Annotated in this window: 17 protein-coding genes and 1 pseudogene; 10 read left to right on the plus strand and 8 right to left on the minus strand. The window is 43.2% G+C overall.

All coding sequences use genetic code 11. The features are described 5' to 3' along the window. Complete coding sequence (locus tag ACRQ5D_RS01345; protein WP_090528340.1) at positions 1–1239, minus strand: DUF3179 domain-containing (seleno)protein; 1239 nt, start codon at positions 1237–1239, stop codon at positions 1–3. Between the two features lie 126 nt (positions 1240–1365). Next, positions 1366–2160: an acetolactate decarboxylase gene (budA, locus tag ACRQ5D_RS01350; RefSeq protein ID WP_091166804.1), complete on the minus strand. Its 795-nt coding sequence runs from the start codon at positions 2158–2160 to the stop codon at positions 1366–1368. A 137-nt stretch (positions 2161–2297) separates the two neighbouring features. Here budA and ACRQ5D_RS01355 point away from each other — a divergent pair, with 137 nt between their 5' ends. From ACRQ5D_RS01355 to ACRQ5D_RS01365, 3 genes are all read left to right on the plus strand, one after another. Then, complete coding sequence (locus tag ACRQ5D_RS01355; RefSeq protein ID WP_223266280.1) at positions 2298–3008, plus strand: DsbA family oxidoreductase; 711 nt, start codon at positions 2298–2300, stop codon at positions 3006–3008. A 121-nt stretch (positions 3009–3129) separates the two neighbouring features. Next, positions 3130–3825 carry a hypothetical protein gene (locus ACRQ5D_RS01360; RefSeq protein ID WP_091166800.1) on the plus strand — a complete coding sequence of 232 codons (696 nt, stop codon included), beginning with the start codon at positions 3130–3132 and terminating at the stop codon, positions 3823–3825. Positions 3826–4016: 191 nt separating this feature from the next. After that, entirely contained in the window at positions 4017–5255 is a 1239-nt protein-coding gene (locus ACRQ5D_RS01365) for an MFS transporter (protein WP_129571424.1), read from the plus strand. On the opposite strand, the gene ACRQ5D_RS01370 is transcribed toward ACRQ5D_RS01365, so the two are convergent. Continuing rightward, complete coding sequence (locus ACRQ5D_RS01370) at positions 5218–5505, minus strand: hypothetical protein (protein WP_091166797.1); 288 nt, start codon at positions 5503–5505, stop codon at positions 5218–5220. The two genes, ACRQ5D_RS01365 and ACRQ5D_RS01370, sit on opposite strands and share 38 nt — an antisense overlap. Before the next feature lie 95 nt (positions 5506–5600). Here ACRQ5D_RS01370 and nhaA point away from each other — a divergent pair. Next, a pseudogene (gene nhaA, locus ACRQ5D_RS01375) lies at positions 5601–6907 on the plus strand (Na+/H+ antiporter NhaA). A 72-nt stretch (positions 6908–6979) separates the two neighbouring features. Here the strand turns inward: nhaA and ACRQ5D_RS01380 are convergent. From ACRQ5D_RS01380 to ACRQ5D_RS01400, 5 genes are all read right to left on the minus strand, one after another. Continuing rightward, positions 6980–8104 carry a glycoside hydrolase family 26 protein gene (locus ACRQ5D_RS01380; RefSeq protein ID WP_091166793.1) on the minus strand — a complete coding sequence of 375 codons (1125 nt, stop codon included), beginning with the start codon at positions 8102–8104 and terminating at the stop codon, positions 6980–6982. 44 nt (positions 8105–8148) lie between these two features. Next, positions 8149–9372: an AGE family epimerase/isomerase gene (locus ACRQ5D_RS01385; RefSeq protein WP_091166792.1), complete on the minus strand. Its 1224-nt coding sequence runs from the start codon at positions 9370–9372 to the stop codon at positions 8149–8151. Between the two features lie 14 nt (positions 9373–9386). Then, on the minus strand, positions 9387–10583 hold the full coding sequence (locus ACRQ5D_RS01390) for a glycoside hydrolase family 130 protein (protein ID WP_091166790.1): 1197 nt from the start codon (positions 10581–10583) through the stop codon (positions 9387–9389). Positions 10584–10594: 11 nt separating this feature from the next. Further along, positions 10595–12427: a sodium:solute symporter family protein gene (locus tag ACRQ5D_RS01395; protein ID WP_432328384.1), complete on the minus strand. Its 1833-nt coding sequence runs from the start codon at positions 12425–12427 to the stop codon at positions 10595–10597. A 247-nt stretch (positions 12428–12674) separates the two neighbouring features. Next, entirely contained in the window at positions 12675–13553 is an 879-nt protein-coding gene (locus ACRQ5D_RS01400; RefSeq protein WP_090528369.1) for an AraC family transcriptional regulator, read from the minus strand. 877 nt (positions 13554–14430) lie between these two features. On the opposite strand from ACRQ5D_RS01400, the gene ACRQ5D_RS01405 reads away from it, so the two are divergent. The 6 genes from ACRQ5D_RS01405 to ACRQ5D_RS01430 all read left to right on the plus strand — a co-directional run bounded on the left by ACRQ5D_RS01405 (position 14431) and on the right by ACRQ5D_RS01430 (position 19388). Then, on the plus strand, positions 14431–15147 hold the full coding sequence (locus tag ACRQ5D_RS01405) for an MlaE family ABC transporter permease (protein ID WP_431200926.1): 717 nt from the start codon (positions 14431–14433) through the stop codon (positions 15145–15147). A gap of 142 nt (positions 15148–15289) precedes the next feature. Continuing rightward, positions 15290–15931, plus strand: coding sequence for an ABC transporter ATP-binding protein (locus ACRQ5D_RS01410; protein ID WP_431198989.1), 642 nt, complete (start codon positions 15290–15292; stop codon positions 15929–15931). A 28-nt stretch (positions 15932–15959) separates the two neighbouring features. Then, positions 15960–16946: an MlaD family protein gene (locus tag ACRQ5D_RS01415; protein WP_091166782.1), complete on the plus strand. Its 987-nt coding sequence runs from the start codon at positions 15960–15962 to the stop codon at positions 16944–16946. An 800-nt stretch (positions 16947–17746) separates the two neighbouring features. Further along, positions 17747–18241 carry a sigma factor-like helix-turn-helix DNA-binding protein gene (locus ACRQ5D_RS01420; RefSeq protein WP_176844435.1) on the plus strand — a complete coding sequence of 165 codons (495 nt, stop codon included), beginning with the start codon at positions 17747–17749 and terminating at the stop codon, positions 18239–18241. Beyond that, positions 18225–18722, plus strand: a complete 498-nt coding sequence (locus ACRQ5D_RS01425) for a hypothetical protein (RefSeq protein ID WP_091166777.1) — start codon at positions 18225–18227, stop codon at positions 18720–18722. Before ACRQ5D_RS01420 ends, ACRQ5D_RS01425 begins: the two co-directional genes overlap by 17 nt. A gap of 180 nt (positions 18723–18902) precedes the next feature. Then, positions 18903–19388 (plus strand): DUF1572 family protein, encoded by a 486-nt coding sequence (locus ACRQ5D_RS01430; protein ID WP_432328387.1) that lies wholly within the window; start codon positions 18903–18905, stop codon positions 19386–19388. Positions 19389–19460: the final 72 nt, after the last annotated feature.

The following is a 19460-nucleotide window of genomic DNA, read 5'->3' on the forward strand; positions in this document are numbered from 1 at the left end:
TTAAAAAGGCGGGTAAATGGATGCCGTTTGCTCCAGCGATTCATCGCCTTTCCAAAACACGGTACCGGGATGAAAATGTTTCCATGAGTGCCAGTATTCCTGGTAGGCCTGAATTTTAGCAAGGCGCTGCCCTTTTTGTGTACCGGTTAAGCACAGGCCGTCCCAATCCCAAACCGAAGCGGTTTCTTCGTCGGTGAGCATGCCTTTATCATCCAGTTTAAAGTGAAGGGTTTTACCGCTTACTGATGTATTCCAGGCATGATAGCTGAGGCTGTCCTTTTCAATGCCAATAAGCAGTGAACTTTTGTTCAACTCATCATTCAGCAGGCGTTTGGCGTACATGTGGCGCCAGTCGTAAGCTTTGGCTTTGCCGTTTATGATCACACCAATTACCCAGCTTTTACGCATCAGGGAATCTTTGTTTTTTATAGTGCTGTCACGGTCGATAGCTTGCACACGGTCGTAGTTTTTCAGGTCGGCATAATCTGCGGTGTATAGCCTGTCGGGTTGTAAAATGAGCGTTTCGGGATGTTTCTGTAACCAGGCCGCGAGGGTTAATTGTTCATAAGGCAGCTCGGTTAATTGCTTTCCTTTCAGCTCCCCAACAGCCGCGTTACCGGTAGCCTGGTACCACCAGGTTTTAGTGTTTTCATCTTCAATTATAGCATTGTAGTGCCTTGCCCCCACCAACCTGAAGTTTTGCCTTACACCGTTTATAACCGGACTGTAAACCCTGCCTGTACGGCACATGGTGCAATAGGTAACCAAAACGGGTTTATTGCCTACATCGTCCTGCAGTTTATGATGATAGCCCAGGTAGATGAGCGGATAAGCTTTGGCTACACCGTTGTTTACAACACCCACTACCAGGTAGCTTAACGGCACCCTGTTTTTTAATCCATTGGCAAAAACAGCTTTTGTGGTTTCTTTAAACATGGTTTCTGCCTTATACATATAATCGGTTATGTAAAAGCTGCCTATGCAAAGCACAAAAACAGCGGCTTTAACAGCCTTTTGTTTAAAGGTATTTTTAGCGTAGAATTTAAACAGGTACCAAACAACGAATAGCAAGCCAATCAAGCGCAGCGGCATGATCACCTTTTCGAGATAATAACACAGGGTTATGGCATTCAGATCCTGGCTGCCGGGAAATGGCATGAGCAGGTAAGCATGAACAAGGCCGGGTACCACAAGTAAAATGATACCTATCCAGAATATTTTAGCACTGTTCCATCTCATGCTTATTCAATAAATCCTCAGCATTGGGCTGTTACCTCAATAAGTTTATAATTGGTTTATAATTTCCTAATTTATAAAAATTTACATATTACAAAAAATTATCGTCCAAATAAAAACGATCAGTCATTATTGCTTTTTTCCATTCTCCACGCTTTTAATCTCTTCCTTGCGGTCTTTCTTAAAGTCAAAGCTGTTAAATTCCGGCGTTTGCGGCAGGTCAATGGTATAGCTTGTTAACGTTTCAACTTCAATGGTGATATCATCTGCAAGCAAATCAATAATATGGCCGCCACCGGTTTTATCATCAGATAAAAAATGAAAATGGTAGCCGCTGATATGCGCTCCTTCCATCAGTGCAGGGATCTTAAAACCCATAAGATCGCCTTTGATGTTCTTAAAATCAAAAAAATGTTGCCTGTCAAGCATCGCCGCCAAGGGCAAATAAGGTTTATCAACCGGCGGGAAAGCCCTTGTTTTAACCATACTAAAATTTCCTTTGATGTGGATAGCGTAGATCCCGTTCTGGTTGGTTAAGATACTGTCAAGGTAGCTAAACAGTGCCGACTTGGATAAAGGCTTATTACACTTATATGTTTTTTCGGCATGAAAAAAGCAAACCACAGCATAAGGGGTTTTGCCGGTATCGGCAAGTTGGGTTGTTTTACCCGTTGACTGAGTTTGATAAAGTTTGCCGTTAAACACCATGAGCTCACCATCAAGCTTGCCCGGGGCGCCCAAACCAAAATCGCCATGTTGTTTTAATTGTTTATACGGATAATAGGAATCATACAAGCCGCCAATAAAGCCTGCCGCGTAACCTGCGCTGAATAAATTTTTATCAGTTGTTTTTTGTTGTGCCGATGTTTTAAGGCTTGTAAAGATCATTAAGAGCAAAAAGCATCTCAGGCATAAATTCTTCATGAGGGGAACGTGTTTTTAAAGCAATAAAAGTAGTTCAAAAATCACTCTGGCATCTAACAAAGCCTGTTAAATTTTACTTTGCCTTTACGGGGATAAGAATTACAGGCCTTAAATTTGTTTAAACATTTAAAATAGAAATGATGAAGGTAGAAATATGGTCGGATGTGATGTGCCCGTTTTGTTATATAGGCAAACGCAGGTTCGAGGAAGCACTGGCCGGCTTTGAAGGCAAAGAACAAATTGAGATAGAATGGAAAAGCTTTCAGCTAAACCCCGACCTTAAAACCAACCCCAATATCAGCATTAACCAGTACCTGGCCGATATAAAAGGATGGACGCTTGACCATGCCGAACAGATGAACGACCATGTTACCCAAATGGCAGCGCAGGCCGGCCTTACTTATAACTTCAGCAAATCGGTTGTGGCTAATAGTTTTAATGCGCACAGGTTAGCTCATCTGGCCAAAAAGCATGGATTAGGAGACGCTGCCGAAGAAGCTTTGTTCAGGGCATATTTTACCGAAGGCCGCAATATTGATGATACCGAAACTCTTATTGAAATGGGTACGGCGATTGGCCTGAACGCTGAAGAAATTAAACAAATGCTTGAAAGCGACACCTACGCCGACGAGGTAAAACACGATATTGCCGAAGCTCAATATTTAGGAGTGCGTGGTGTTCCGTTTTTTGTAATGAACCGCAAATATGCCGTATCAGGGGCACAGGAGGTGGCCGTATTTAAAGATACCCTTGCAAAAGCCTTTACCGGCTGGCAGGAAGAAAACCCCAAACCAGCATTTGATACGATCGAAGGCGAATCATGCAGCCCCGATGGCGACTGTAAATAATTGAAAAAATTGTAAACTTTTCTTAACATTATTTGTATCAAATAGTTTTTCTCCTACGTACAAAGAGCTAAAATACTTATATTTAAACCGTTAAAACCATAAACTATCACTCTTTGTATATATGAAAAAAATTTACTGTAAAGTAATTACCCTTCTTTTAATAGCAGCTTCGGTAAGTAGCTGCAAACTTGACCCACCGCTCGGGCCGGATAAAGAAACAAAAGCAATTGCCGTTGTCCCTACCACAGGTACAGGAACCGGGACGGGTACGGGTACGGGTACCGGCACTGGCACTGGCACTGGAACGGGTACCGGGACGGGCACGGGAACCGGAACTGGAACTGGAACGGGTACAGGAACCGGGACGGGCACGGGAACAGGTACAGGTACAGGAACTGGAACTGGCACAGCTGACGACGGCTCTGATTACCCGGCTACTTCGCAAGGAACCATCTCCTACCAGGTTGATGGAGGTGCCAAGGTTGTAAAGAGCGGCCCTATGCTTACATCTATAGATCAAAGTCCGATATCTACTACCGGAACTACTATGATTTCGTACATCAATGGTAATGGTTCGGATATATTTCAGTTAGGAGCCAATACAGTGGTCGCAGGCACCTATGATCTAATAGATTTGAATGTTAATTTGGGTGCAAATATAGATGCTACTTTTTTCGGTGGCAAAGTTAAGTTTACAACGTTAAATCATTCAAGCGCAAGCAAAGGAAATGCAGTAGGTACTTTCAGGGCCGAGTTTAAAAACCTGAATACCGGTATATCATATGTCGTTGTTGGCTCCTTTAATGTAAAAACTTAACAATATAAAGCAAGATTATAGAAGCGTTCGCTTTCAGTCAATTACAGGCTAAGCGAGCGCTTTTCCGTTTATATAGTGTTTAATTCACGTAAAAGTAAAAAACGATTTAGCTTATTAAAAGTACAATTAATTGCCTTATATTTGTGGCAATTAACCATAGTGTCATTTAGACACTATGGCAATACTAAAACATGAACAATATCCCACAAAAAACAGATACCATTAACAAGTTAACGCTCCGCATTGCCGTGGGTGCTATGTTTTTTATGGCGGGGTTAAGTTTCTCAAGCTGGGCATCACGCATTGCTACTGTTCAGCAAAATTTAGGTTTATCAGACGCCGGTTTGGGTGCCGTGTTATTCGCCCTGCCGGTTGGCCTCATGTGTTCCCTGCCTTTCTCGGGCTGGATCATCACCAAAATAGGCAGTAAAAAACTCGTTATCGCCGCGCTGTTGGTTTACGCTGCTGCATTGGTAAGTTTAGGCCTCGCACAAAATACTTTTCAGCTTATCATCTGCCTGCTTTGTTTCGGCTTTGCAAGCAATTCTGTAAACATTGCGGTAAACACACAGGCAGTGGCTACCGAGCAGCTTTATCAAAGGCCTATTATGGCATTTTTTCATGGCTTGTGGAGCCTGGCCGGTTTTACCGGGGCAGGTATAGGTACGTTCATGATAGCCAACGGCATTATCCCTTTTCATCATTTTTCGTTAATGCTGATCGTGATAGCGATTGGCGTGGCCGTAGCTGCCCGTTACCTGAAAGATGATCAAGTAACCGACTCCGGGCCTGTGTTTGTAATGCCCGATAAATCGCTCATCAAATTAGGTATTATAGCCTTCTGTTCCATGATTTGCGAAGGCGCTATGTTCGACTGGAGCGTGATCTACTTCAAAAAAGTAGTACTGGCCCCCGAGGCGTTGGTTGGCATAGGCTTTACTACATTCATGTTCACCATGGCAGGCGGCCGTTTTGTGGCCGATTGGTTTGCTCACAAATTTGGCTTAAAACGCACCTTACAAGTTAGCGGCTCATTAACCGCAACAGGTTTGCTAATAGCGGTAGCTTTCCCTTATGTTTATACGGCCATGGCCGGTTTTTTACTGGTTGGTGCCGGTGTATCATCTGTAGTGCCTATGGTATACAGCGCTGCCGGCAAATCAAAAACTATGTCGCCGGGCGTTGCACTGGCTGCAGTATCAACTATTGGTTTTATGGGCTTTTTAGTCGGTCCGCCGGTTATCGGTTTTATAGCAGGAATTGCTACCCTCAGGGCCTCTTTTATCCTGATTGCCTGTATGGGAATTTCGGTAGTAGTGGTATCAACAATGGCCAAAATTGATTCGGATAATACCAAAGAGGAATTACCCAACGATACAACAACCGTTGATTTTAGTCCTCCTGTTCCAAATCCGCAGCGGCAGGGTTAAGCAGGTATTCAAACTGCTCGTACCCGTTGTGAAAAATAAACTTCAGCCTTTCCTTCGGTAAATTAATATCCAAGGCCATCAGCGCAAGTGTTTCGGGCAGGTTATCCCTTATTAGTTTAAGGTCTGTAACATGCGGCATCTCCACAAAAATATCATCCCCCTGCGGCTTGATCTCCCAACCATTTAAATGAGCGTTTTTCAATGTACTTATCCATTTTTGCTGATAGTTATTCATAATATCCGGTTTCATTGATAAATGTTTTATGGCCGGGTTTTGTTTTAATCCGATGTAATTGGCAGATCATCTCACCAAAAAATCAAACTTAATCCCTATTTTAGGCATCTATGAAACAAAGCTACCCTATTGATAAAATCACGCAGCCGGTAAGCAAATTCATAAACCAGGAACATACCGGCGGCATAGTGCTTTTTATCAGCGTAATTGTGGCTATCGTATGGGTAAACTCGCCTTTTCAGCTCAGTTACCACCAACTTTGGGACCTCAAACTATCGCTCGGTTTTGATAAATATGTTTTAAACCATCCGCTGCACCTTTGGATCAACGACGGCCTTATGGCTTTATTTTTCTTTGTGATAGGCCTCGAGTTAAAACGCGAGTTTATGGCCGGCGAACTATCCTCTGTAAAAAAGCTTCACTCCCTATGTTTGCCGCATTGGGCGGAATGCTGGTGCCTGCTTTCATCTTTTTCCTTTTTAATACAGGTAAGCCATCGGCCCATGGCTGGGGAATTCCGATGGCTACAGATATAGCCTTCGCACTGGCTTTACTATCTATGGCGGGCAAACATATTCCATCCTCTGTAAAAGTTTTCCTATCAGCATTGGCCGTTGCCGATGACCTTGGCGCGGTATTGGTAATTGCCCTGTTTTACAGCAGTCACATAGCGCTTGTACCACTTACCTTTGGGGTTTGGCTGCTGGTGCTGCTGCTTATCGGCAATAAAATGGGGATCAGGAGTACTGCTTTTTATTTGATCATAGGCTTCGCTGTTTGGATAGCTTTTTTACTTTCGGGCGTCCACGCAACTATTGCGGGTGTATTGGTGGCTTTTACTATTCCTGCCCGTACCCGCATCAGCGAGATCAGTTACACCCAATCTGTAAAGCAATACCTTACCGATTTTGAAAACGAGCAACCAAACAACAGCACGCTTATAACGCCCGGACAGCACCACATTATTGATAAAATAAAAAAGCTGAGCCTTGACGCCGAAACACCGCTGCAAAAAATTGAACACACCCTGCATCCCTGGGTAGCTTTCGTCATCATGCCGCTTTTTGCTTTAGCCAACGCCGGGATTATTGTTAGCCATGACTTTTTCTCGTCACTGGCCAACCCTGTTAGCATGGGTGTGGCTATAGGCCTGCTTGCCGGCAAGTTTACAGGTGTATTGCTCTTTACCTGGTTCATGGTAAAATTTGGCGCACAATTACCCGCAGGCTCATCCTGGAAACAAATGACAGGTGTGGCTTTGCTTGCAGGCGTAGGTTTTACCATGTCCCTTTTTATATCGGCATTAGCCTTTGATCATGTCGAAATGATTGACCAGGCCAAGTATGGGATCCTGTTAGCGTCCTTGCTGGCCGGGATATCGGGGGTAGCTGTTTTAAGCAAAAAGCCGAAGACTTAAAGCATAAAGCCAAAATGAATGTATTATCCACCTCCTCTATGAACCATGAACTATCATCCATGAACCGCAAGGCTACTGCTTCCAATTTGGCTTACCATAAATGCCCAGTGGTGTTATGCGGTTTTGGAAAATGGTTTGCGGGCTATTATAAAACTTTATAAAATCACCGGCGCTGGTTTGGCCGGGGTAGGGAACGTAATAATGATGATCGTTTCCGTTGCGCCATGCCATTACGTAGGATACTTTATGCTTAGCGAGGGCTTGCAGTAATATATCCGTCCACCAGTTGGGCATGGGGATACCTTCATAGCCGGTTTCGGGCAGGCATGCTATTTTATGGTGTTTTACAGCGATGCCATCAACAATGGCAAGGCGTTGATCCAGCTTAGCTTGAAAACGCTCAACGCTTTGCGTACAATAATTATCAAAGCCTATAAAATCCGCGTAAGCATCGCCGGGATAGCGTTCCAAAAACTCATCTTCCGATTCAAAATCAGCCGCCGAATATACGATGAGCAAGTTATGCAGCTTCTTTTTATCCCGCAGGTAATCGATAGTAAAACGCCACAGGGCTTTAAATTCATCGGGGGTACAGGTGTTTTTGCACCACCAAAACCAATTGCCCGTAAGTTCATGAAATGGCCGGAACAATATCGGGATAGCCTCGCCTTCCGGGCCTTTCATATCAGCTAAATAATTGGCCGCACGATCAAGATACTCAATATATACATTATGAAACGCGCCGCCGGGGATAAGATCTTTTACGGTATGCTGCGTGGTATCCCAGGCGGTTTTGCCATTGGCCGGGTTATCCATATGCCAGCAAAATGTATTGATGCCGCCGCGCGCGTAAACATCCTTAACAAACTGCTTCTGCTGTTCAAAGGCGATTCCGTTAATATCGTGAATGCTGTCGTGCTCAATCCTGGCCAAATCCCAACCACACAGGGCCGGGTATGATCCGGTAACAGTCTTAACATCTGAGCGGCCTGGTTCATTACGCCATCCCACACCATAGGCCAGGTCATCATGGTGGCCAAATATTACCCCCACGTTAAGCAGCCGCTGCATACTGTAAAAAAGCTGCCGGGTTTCGGTTGTGGCGTGCTTATCGGCAGGTTCAAACAGCTGCGCCATAGCGGTTGAACTATGGATCAGCAGGTATAAAACAGCAATCCTTCTAAAAAATTTTATCATAATCACTGCCGCTAAGTTAAACCATTTGAAGCCTTGCTTTACGGCTAATTTATCGGGCCTATACGCCTGATAATTTCAATACATGCACGGCTGTTATGATAGGGGCATTTCCAAAGCCCTGCTTTGTCCTCGCCGGGCATAATACTGCCATCGGCTTTGATACCCCAAAACCATTCACCGTTTTGTTTATCAAGTATTTTATCTTTTATAAAAGCCCAGTTTTTAAGGACCAAATGAAAGTATTTATCATTACCGCTAACCTGCCAGGCATTGTAAAAACCTACCATAGCTTCGGCCTGTACCCACCAGTGTTTTTCTTTGATGAGACGACCATTTGCCGGTTCATATTCATACCATAAGCCACCATCAACATCTAAACCCTGTATAGTTGCTTCTGCTATCGCGATGCAAGTGCTGCTGACCTTCTCGATCATTTCCTGATTACCAATAACTTCGGCGGCCTCCAGTAAAAGCCAGGTGGCTTCAATATCGTGCCCGTACGATATGGTTTCTGACCGGCGGTTCCAATCCTCATCAAAAAACAGCACGAGGTGCCTGGTTCCAGCATCAATAAAATGATCAAAAAAATTATTGATCAGGGTTTCAATCTGCTGTTTAAGTCCGCCATCGGGCCAGATGCGGTACAGGTTGGTATAAGCTTCCAGTACGTGCAGATGGGTGTTCATGGTCTTTTTCTCGTTGGCATCCTTAGCGCTTAGCCTAAGATCGCCGAGCGGCTGCCAATCGCGCGTGAAAGCTTCGAGATAACCCGTTTTATCCTTGTCGTAGCTTTTATTGATCAAAAGATGATAGAGGCCGATGGCTTCCTGCTTTACCCTTTCCGATTTCGAAGCTATATAATATTCACTCAGCGCGTAAATGGTAAAGGCATTGGCATATACCTGTTTTTTAGTATCCGGCATATCGCCTTTGTAATCAACCGACCAATACACGCCGCCAAACTCATCATCAACAAAATGAGCTTTGATATAATCATAGGCCCGCTTAGCTGCCTGTAAATAAACTTCATCAGGATTTTGATTATAAGCAGCAGAAAAACTCCACAGGATGCGCGCGTTTAAGACCGAACCTTTGGGGGCACCGGGAGTAACCTGGTTATCATTGTTAATCTTGCCCCAAAAACCACCGTTTACTTCATCTACAGTATAATTAAGCCAATAGTTGAGGATATTTTTCAGCTCACCTGTTAGCTCATTGCTGAAGATAGCAAGCTGATGATTTGAAACAGTATTTGATAGTTGAAGCATGTTTAAATCTCTGTTCAGGCGCCGGCTCCCTGTAATTGGCCTAAAGCTTTATTTTTATCGATAATATTGTACACTGCCTGTACCGATGAGGCCGAACGCAAACCATCGGCCGGTGTGTTCATGGCATAGTCTATCAGTTTATCAATTGTAGTTGTGGCTACATGCATGCGGGTATCTGAGGACGCATAATAAACATAAACCGATCCGTTATCATCGGCTATCCAGCCATTACAGAACACTACATTTGATACATCGCCAATACGCTCCTCACCAACCGGGGCCAAAAAATAACCTGCTGGTTGGTAAAGTACTTTAGTAAGGTCATGAAGGTCGGTCATAAACATGTACAACACATAACGTAAACCAGCAGCTGTATTGCGTACGCCATGCGCCAGGTGCAGCCAGCCTTTTTCCGTTTTGATTGGCGCCGGGCCCTGGCCATTCTTGGCTTCGTAAACGGTATGGTAGCTTTTATTGTGGATGATAGTTTCGTGGTCAACAACCGCGTTCTCCATAGTGTCGCACAAGCCAAAACCTATTCCACCGCCGGTCCCTGCACTGATAAAACCATCCTGCGGACGGGTATACAAGGCATACTTACCATCAACAAACTCGGGGTGTAATACTACGTTGCGCTGCTGGGGCGAGTTGGTTTTCAGATCGGGCAGGCGCTCCCATTTTACCAGGTCCCTGGTACGCGCAATACCGCAGGCCGCTATCGCCATCGACTGATCATATGACGGAGCTTCAGGGTCACGGCGTTCGGTACAAAACAGGCCATAGATCCAGCCATCTTCATGCTGGGTAAGGCGCATATCGTACACATTGGTATCGGGTTCATCGGTTTGGGGCAGTTCAACCGGGTAATCCCAAAATTTAAAACCATTGATCCCATCAGCACTTTCGGCCACAGCGAAAAATGATTTCCGATCGGCGCCTTCAACCCTTGCTACCATCAGGTATTTGCCGTTAAACTTTATAGCGCCGGCATTAAAAACGGCGTTAATACCAAAACGTTCCATTAAATGAGGGTTGGTTTTAGCATCAAGATCATACCGCCACTCAAGCGGGGTATGGGCGGCAGTAAGCACAGGATATTTAAACCGGCAAAAAATACCGTTGCCTGTTTCCTCAACCTGGTTTTGCCGGTTAATCAATTGAGCTTGTTCGGCCTGTAGTTGAACGAGCCTTTGGTTAAATTCCTGCGTCATATAGTTTTCTATCAATAGTCCTTTAATTTATTCCACCATGTTTTTTTCAGTATGGTAATAGTAACCACCAGTATGGCTATGGTAACTATGAGTGATGCTTTTTGTGCCAGTATCAGGTACATGGGCAGTATGGTAAGGCAGCATTGTGTAATAGTGCCTATAACCACGTTGAACATGTTTAGCTTAAAGTTTTTGTTGGGCACAAATGATGGATCTTTCTCCATTACCAAAGCCTTAATAGGCCCCCAAAAGCCCCATGGCCTTACGGTGGTATAAAATGACCGCAACACGGTCATATCCGTTGGCGCTGTAGCGTACGAGCCGATAACCGAGCCCCCCAGCGAGATGGCAAACAGCACCGGGAACCAGTACAACAGTTGGACCGAAGGGATAATAAGCGAGAATATCATGGCTGACAAAATCCCCGAAAGCATGCCGTAAAAAAAACCGTTGGCATTAAAGCGCCACCAATGCCATTTAAGTACATTACTGGCTATATAACCGCCATAAAGTGCCGATACTATCCATTGCAGCACACTATTCACATCCTTTACAAAAAAGCCGAGTATCACGCCCACCGCTACCACAAAAACCCCCACCATGTAGTTGGCGGTGATGATTTTTTTGGTAGATGCCCTTGGATTGATGTATTTGAGGTAGATATCATTCACAATATAAGCCTGCGCCGCGTTCATGGTACCGCTGAAGGTGCTCATGAAAGCCCCAAGCAAGCCGGCCAGCAGCAAGCCAACCAAACCAACGGGCAAAAAGCTGTTGATCACGGCCGGCAGGATGCGTTCAAAATCAATAGCCCCTTTGGCGTCTTTCAAATCCATTTGGTGATAAAAAAGTACGCCCAGGATAGTTAAACTCACAATAAGCGAATAACGGATAGGCAGCAGGATGATATTTACAAAGCCGCTCATTTTGCTGGCCTCTTCGGGCGAGCGGGTGGAGAGGATCTTTTGCATATCATAATTGGGTGCGGGCCCGGCCACTGCCGCGAAGAAGCCTTTAAAAGTCATCATCATAAAAAACAGGCCGAACAGCGAATAGCCATCTTCTTTGATCTTGTTATTTACCTCGTTGATGATCCCCGTCCAGCTGAGGCCAAGATTTTTACCAAAAAAAGGGCTATACCAGCCATCGGGCACATTGAGGTGGTTGCCGCTGAGTTTGCCTGCAGCTATGAAACTGATCCACACGCAGGCCACCGTCATAATGCCGTACTTGATCATATCGCCCAGTACAATACTATGCATGCCGCCTATGATAGAATAAAACATGGCGAATAGCGTAAATATGATCCCGTACATATGCGGTACATACTGAGGCGCCACGTGGAAGGGCACGTAAGCTTTAACCAGGTCCCAGGGAATAAATATTTCAATGAACTTGCCCAAACCAATAAACCCATAAGCCAGGAAGCCAAAACAGCTCAAAAGCGCGAAAGCGATAACCACCACATTTGAACCTGTTACTCCCGGCCCGGTTTTACCGAAACGGGTTGCCAGCCATTCGGCCCCGGTAGCGGCGTTTGACCGGCGCAGCCAGCGCGACAGGTACATCATCAAAAACACCTGGTTAAATACGGGCCATAGCCAGGGGATCCAGATGCTTTTCATGCCATAAACAAAGCACAGGCTTACCATCCACATGGTGCCGCTGATGTCGAACATATCGGAGGCATCGCTTAAACCCAGTTTATACCAGGGTAAAGATTTGCCGCCCAGCATGTAGCTTTCCTTATTTTCGCGAGCTTTTTTACGGTACCATAAACCAATAAAAATGGTGCTCAGCAGGTATAAAACTATAATGGCAACATCAAGTAAGTGTAACTTCATCTTGTCTGAATCGGAATTTACAGAATTTTTGAATTAACAGAATTAAAATAATCCAGTACATAAAGGCTGATAGGGCGATGTTCAAGCATTCTGAAAATTCTTAAATTCTGAAAATTCTGATCCTAACGGTCATTACTCAAAAATGAATTTATTATCAGCAACTTTATAATACTTTTTTAACCTTATATTTAACTTTATCGATAGGCTGATACATTTTTAACCAGCCATAAAGCCAAATAAATACCAGTTAAATAAATACGCGGTTTCCGGTATAGGTTTCCCTGAATTCTTTGGGAATACACATTTTTTTACGCTTAAAAATCCTGTTAAAATTGGAGATATTGTTAAAGCCGCATTTATAGGCAATTTCGGCTACCGTGGTTGTAGAGTCAATAAGCATCCTGGAAGCATGCCCAAGCCTGATCTCGTTCAAACTGTCAATAAAGGTTTTGCCCGTGCGCTTTTTGATAAACCTGCTAAATGAAGCTTCGGGCATATTGGCAATTTTAGCTACTTCGGCAAGGGTGATTTGCTTGTTATAGTTAATATTCATGTGCTCAAACACTTTTTCGATGCGGCGGCTATTGTAGTAAAACTTCTCATTTGTAAAGCTTGGATCCGACAGCATTTTCATATTGCGGGAAATTGACAGGTCATGAAGAATGGACAGAAGCTCTAATACGGAGTCAAAACCGCTCTTTTTATCCAATTGCATAATCCTGTCTTTAAGCGCGTAAATGGTTTCCGATGAGAAAGAAATCCCCCTTTGCGAGCGCTCGAGCATGCTTTTTACAAAACTTAACTGATTTCGCTTCAGAAACTTTTCATCAAACAGATCCTTATGAAACTGGATGGTAACTTCAGTTATATCTTCGCTTTGACATTGGTGCGTAAACCAGGCATGGTATAAGTTTGGGCCTATCAGCGCCAGCTCTACTTCTTCAATAACCTCAATATGGCCACCTACTACCCTTTTGGCCCCTTTGGCGTTGATAATTAAATTAAGCTCGTATTCGTCATGATAATGAAGTGGAAAATCAAATTTCTTTTTTACCCTCGAAAAAATAGTAAAACAATCACTTGGCGTTAGCGGAGTTATCTCCCGCATTACATTACTTGTAGTCATAAAATCCCACTAAAATAAGTTTACTAATTAATGATACTAATTTAACACTTTTATACTTTCAAAATGTCAATTAAACAATTAATTATTAATTTTCGTTACTTCATCGCCTATTATGTCTCCTTACAGCACCGTAACCAATTAAAATGTGCCTGTATGGTTTAACGTTAGTGTATGGCAAAATCACAGTTAACCTCACTATCTGATAATTTGCCGTTAATATCAAGCCGTGAAAACTCAAATGAATTTGGCAGCGAGTTTTAAAATGCCCGACAATACAGTATAATATAAGGCAACTTATCAAAATTTTACACTTCATTAACTAATATTTTAGGGGCTGTACTGCGCTATATAAATTTTAACTTTTAGGTTTGCAGACAAATTGGTTTAAACATTTAACCCAAACGGTCAAAGGTTTATTTAGCCGTAATTTAATCTGTCATTAATACTGTATTGATAATTTGCCGGCAGAGATTTTGGCCGGCCTTTTGCTACAGCATTTTATAATTGATTTAGCATCAAATGTACTTTTAATGCACGGGCAAGATGTAATACTTTTTTTCATTATTTAGTTTTAAATTACCAAAAACGTTTAAATTACTACTGTAAACACTCAAAATAAAGCATCGATACCTAATACTTTTATGTCATTTTATCAATTAAACAAACTCTTTTTAAAACGATTTAAAAAGTTGCCCAAAGTATCTTAGTGAAATAAAACACGGTACAGCAAACAAACACCTGCGGGTTTTGTAGAGTTACCATACGCATATACAAGTACATTTTTAATGGACAATACGCAAAGCATAACCAGGCATACAAACAAAAGATTCGTGAAGCTTAAACAAAGCCTGAGCGACTTTTTTTAACGCTTTATCGCATAAACCAGTTTATCATCCGCTTTTTTAAAGAAGCTTTTGTACCGCCTTTTGAACTTAAGGAAGTTATACGCCAGTGTTATGAAGTAGGTGTGCGTTCATTTACCCTGATATCGGTTACGGGTTTTATTGTGGGGGTTATATTTACCAAGCAATCAAGGCCATCGTTATCACAATTTGGCGCCGAATCGTGGTTGCCCTCGCTGGTATCCATAGCCATTATGCGTGCGCTTGCCCCATTAGTTACCGCGCTGATAGCGTCAGGAAAAGTAGGCTCAAGCATTGGCGCCGAGCTGGGGTCCATGCGCGTTACCGAGCAGATAGACGCGATGGAAGTATCGGGCACCAAACCATTTAAATACCTGGTATGTACCCGCGTACTGGCTACCACGCTTACTATTCCAATTTTATCAACCTATACAGGCTTTGTGGCTTTATTTGGTGGGTATTTAAATGTAACCATGAACGAAGGCACCACCTGGACAACTTTTATACAGGAAGTTTTTGAGCCGCTAACCTTTACCGATTTTGTGGCATCGCTTATAAAATCAATTGTATTTGGCTTTACCATTGGCATTGTGGGCTGCTACCAGGGCTATAACTCCAATAAAGGAACCGAAGGCGTAGGTAAAGCAGCAAACGGCGCGGTAATTACCGCCATGTTCCTGGTGTTTATTGAAGAAGTTATTATTGTACAAATAACCGGCTGGTTCCGCTAATTTATGGAAGTATGAAAAAGGCAGCAGTACAGACAGATCATAATAACCCGGTTATCAGCATCAGGGGCTTAAAAAAGCGTTCCAGGATTATGCCGTACTCCGCGGTATCGACCTTGACCTTTACCAGGGCGAAAACCTTGTGGTGCTTGGCCGATCAGGTACAGGTAAGTCGGTACTGATTAAGATCATATCGGGTCTGCTTAAACCCGATGAGGGAATGGTAAAAGTATTTGGCCAGGATATCGCTCATATTACCGAAGATGACTTACAGAAATTACGCATCCGTATCGGCTTTTCGTTTCAGAACAGTGCTTTGTACGATAGTATGACCGTGCGTAAAAACCTGGAATTCCCGTTGGTGCGTAACAAACGTAACCTTACCCGCGGGGAGATCAATACCGCGGTTGAAACGGTGCTTGACGCGGTTGGACTTTCGCAAACCATCAACCAGATGCCATCCGAACTTTCGGGCGGGCAGCGTAAGCGTATCGGCATTGCCCGCACGCTGATCCTGAACCCCGAGGTTATGCTGTATGATGAACCCACCGCCGGCCTTGACCCCATCACCTGTATCGAAATCAATGACCTGATTAACGAGGTGCAGCAGCGTTACAATACATCATCCATCATCATAACACATGACCTTACCTGCGCCAAGCAAACCGGCGACAGGATAGCCATGCTCTTAGACGGGCAGTTTCAGCGCACCGGCACTTTCGACGAGGTGTTTAACACCACCGATAGCCGGGTGAAACCATTTTACGATTACAACTTTATTGAATAACAACAATTAGATAAGATATACCATTATCATGGATCCAGCAGAAAACAGAAAATCGATCATAGTAGGCATATTCCTGGCACTTGGGCTCGTATTGTTCATATTAGGGGTATTTACACTGGGCGGCCAGCAAAAAGCCTTTGTTAAAAATATAAAACTAAGCGCCAGATTTACCGACGTTGCCGGTTTAAAGAAAGGGAACGCCATTTGGTTTTCGGGCGTTAAAGTAGGCACTATCAGTGCTATCAAATTCATTGGCCCATCAGAGGTTGAGGTTTATATGAATGTTGACGAGGCTACGCAGCAATATATCCGTCGTAACGCAAAGGCCAAAATAGGATCAGATGGTTTAATAGGTAATAAGCTTATTGTAATAGAAGGCGGTACCCCGCAGGCTCCGGTAATTGAAGATGGTGATGTATTGCAATCAGAAAAAATGCTGTCAACCGATGATATGCTTAAAACCCTGCAGGACAATAACCAAAACCTGTTAGCCATCACCAACGATTTTAAATCACTAAGCCATAACATATTGCAAGGCAAAGGCACTGTAGGCGCTTTATTGGCCGACAGTACCATGGCCATACAACTACGTGGCGCTATGCGTAACCTGCAGGCCACCACCCAAAGCGCGGCTTTAATGGCTGTACAGCTTAATAAGTTTAGCCAAAAAATTAATACCAAAGGCGGTCTTGCCGATAAAATGCTTACGGACACAGCTACCTTTGCCCAAATTAAACAGGCGGTAGGCCAACTGCAGCAAACCGCTGCAAATGCTTCAACGCTTACTAGCAACCTTACCAAAGCAAGCAATAAGCTTAATAGCACAGATAATGCGCTGGGAGTATTGTTAAACGATCAAAAAGCAGCAGTACAAACACAATCGGCCATTAATAACCTGCAGGCAGCATCTATCAAATTAAATGATGACCTGGAAGCCGTTCAGCATAACTTTTTCCTGAGAGGTTTTTTCAAGAAGAAAGAAAAAGCAAAAGCTGATAGTTTGAAAGGAAAATAGTAATTACTTAAAAACTTATTTCTATTTCCTTTTTTAGTGACTACTGTTCGCAGATTACCTTCTATAAAAAATGTCGTTTCGATAGGGCCGGGGTGCGCGTAGGTACCGGGGCAAAAGAGAAATCTCGTGCCGTTGTTGGTGTTGTCACCAACAACTTTTTTGCCTGTTTTATCTCTAATAATCACGAAATCACCATTTGCTATCCACGTAGTAATTGAGCGGCGCGGAGTTGTTGGCGACAACACCAACAACGGCGAGGTTTATCAGGCGTATAATATTTCTCACCCGTTCCTCGTTTCGAAATTACAATTACTTTCGTTTGATAACCCCTCAAAAAAATGCGTTCCGTATCTCACCCCGGAACGCAATCTCGACAACATCTCATTGATATCGATCAACTAAACCAGGTTAAATCTCAGCCTGTACTTTAGTATACACGCATATCGTGCCATTGTTTTAAATAATTAAAAACCAATATTTTAAGCAAAAAAACATTCGCTCCAAGTGTCTGATTCTGCACATATCATGTTCAATTACGGTCATATAATCGGTTAATGCAGGTCTTTCCCTTTTTTTAAATTTTATTTTCACCTCAGCTCCGAATCAAGTACCAGCGAAACATGTTGCAGCCCGATAGTCACCATCAATGATATTTACAATACAAATAATACACCAGTTTAATCACGAAGGCCCCATCACTCTTCACACTCCCGCACAAATCATTCATTAACTTAAAATATAATTTTTTTATATATTTGATTAAATATTGAACTTATACTATTCTTTAATTGACTCCTGATTTGAAGCCGCAGTTACAAACGCCTGCCCCCCTCAGCCAGAGCAAGGCGGCGGTTATACGAACCCTGTATGACAACTATGCCGCAACGCTTTTAGGCTATATTTTTGAGGTGGTGCAAAACCAGTTGGTAGCTGAGCAGTATCTTATTGCTGTTTTTAACGATGTACCTAACGAAATAGAAGAGCTTTCAAAAACAGATATGAACGTATTTTGCCGCCTGCAGACAATGGCGCGCCAAAAAATGGCTGATTTTTTTGAAACACCAGATAATGATACCGGCAAAAAAGCAGAACAGTGTATGCCATTCTTAAATAATAAACCTATTAGCCTGATGACACCATTACAGCGTCAGGTTTTTTGCGATATTTATTATCAATGCAAAACAACATCGCATATTGCAAAAGAACTGAACAAAACAGCGGAAGAAATAAGGAAAATATTAAAAGAATGTTTTACCATTATCAGGAACGGGAGGAACGATGAAAAAATACATTGACAGCGGCATTCTTGAAGTTTTTGTAATGGGCGCAGCTACCGACGAGGAAGTAAGGGAGCTAATGTACATGAAGGCCAAGCATCCGGAAGTGGAGGAAGCCCTGAAGCAACTGGAAACTGACATGGAAAAGCTTGCAGGTGAAATGGCTATTGCACCGCCTCCGCATATGTGGGAAAAGATAGAAGATGAGATAGACGGCCTTATCCACCAGGGAAATCCGGCACAACCAATTAAATTCCGCACTTCAGACGATGGCCGTAATAAGCATAAAAAAACACCTCCCGAAGATCAATTCATCCCGATTGAATCGGAATCGAACCATATGCGCCTGCATAAATCGTGGCGCTGGGTCTTTGCTGCTGTGTTTGTGTTAGGGAAGATCTTTTTAGGCTTCGCGATATATTTTTACCTTGAAAACCGTCAAACCAGGCAACAATTACAGGAGTTAAAAACCGAGATCAGGGAATTGAAGAAAAGATAGAGGTTGGTGGTTGGAAATTAGAGGTTAGATTTATTTAAAAAAACATTTGAGGTATCCCGAGGGATGCCTTTTTTGTTGTTTATTAAACCACCACCTCTTAACTTTAACTTATGGAAAACGACTATCTAACCAGTGTAAAAAAGCAGTTTGCCTATTACAAATCCCTCGGCGAAAAAACGTTTGAACAGCTTACCGACAGAACAATTATATTGGCAATACAACCCCGAATCAAACAGCATTGCCATGATCGTGAAGCACATGTCAGGCAATATGATTTCCCGATGGACTGATATTTTTACTACTGATGGCGAAAAACCCACCCGTAACCGGGAAGCTGAATTTACCCCTTCTACCCCCACCCGCCAAACAATTACCGAAACCTGGGAACAGGGATGGCAATGCCTTTTTGATACGCTTGATAAACTAACCGCCGACGATCTCGGTAAGATCGTCTATATCCGCAACCAGGGCCATACAGTTATGGAAGCCATTAACCGGCAGCTGGCCCATTACCCCTACCACGTTGGCCAGATAGTTTTTTTAGGTAAGATGTTGTGCAATGAAAACTGGCATTCATTATCTATCCCGAGGGGGCAATCTGAAAACTATAATGCAGATAAGTTCGCCCAGGAAAAACGGAAAGTTCATTTTACTGATGAGAAATAGTTTATCTATCATCAAGTAGTTAAGCTGTCTAAAAACGATAATTATTGAATGTAGAGGCGCATAATTGCGTCT

The organism is Mucilaginibacter sp. P25 (assembly GCF_050859465.1).
In the GTDB taxonomy this organism is placed as follows: Bacteria; Bacteroidota; Bacteroidia; order Sphingobacteriales; family Sphingobacteriaceae; genus Mucilaginibacter; species Mucilaginibacter gossypii.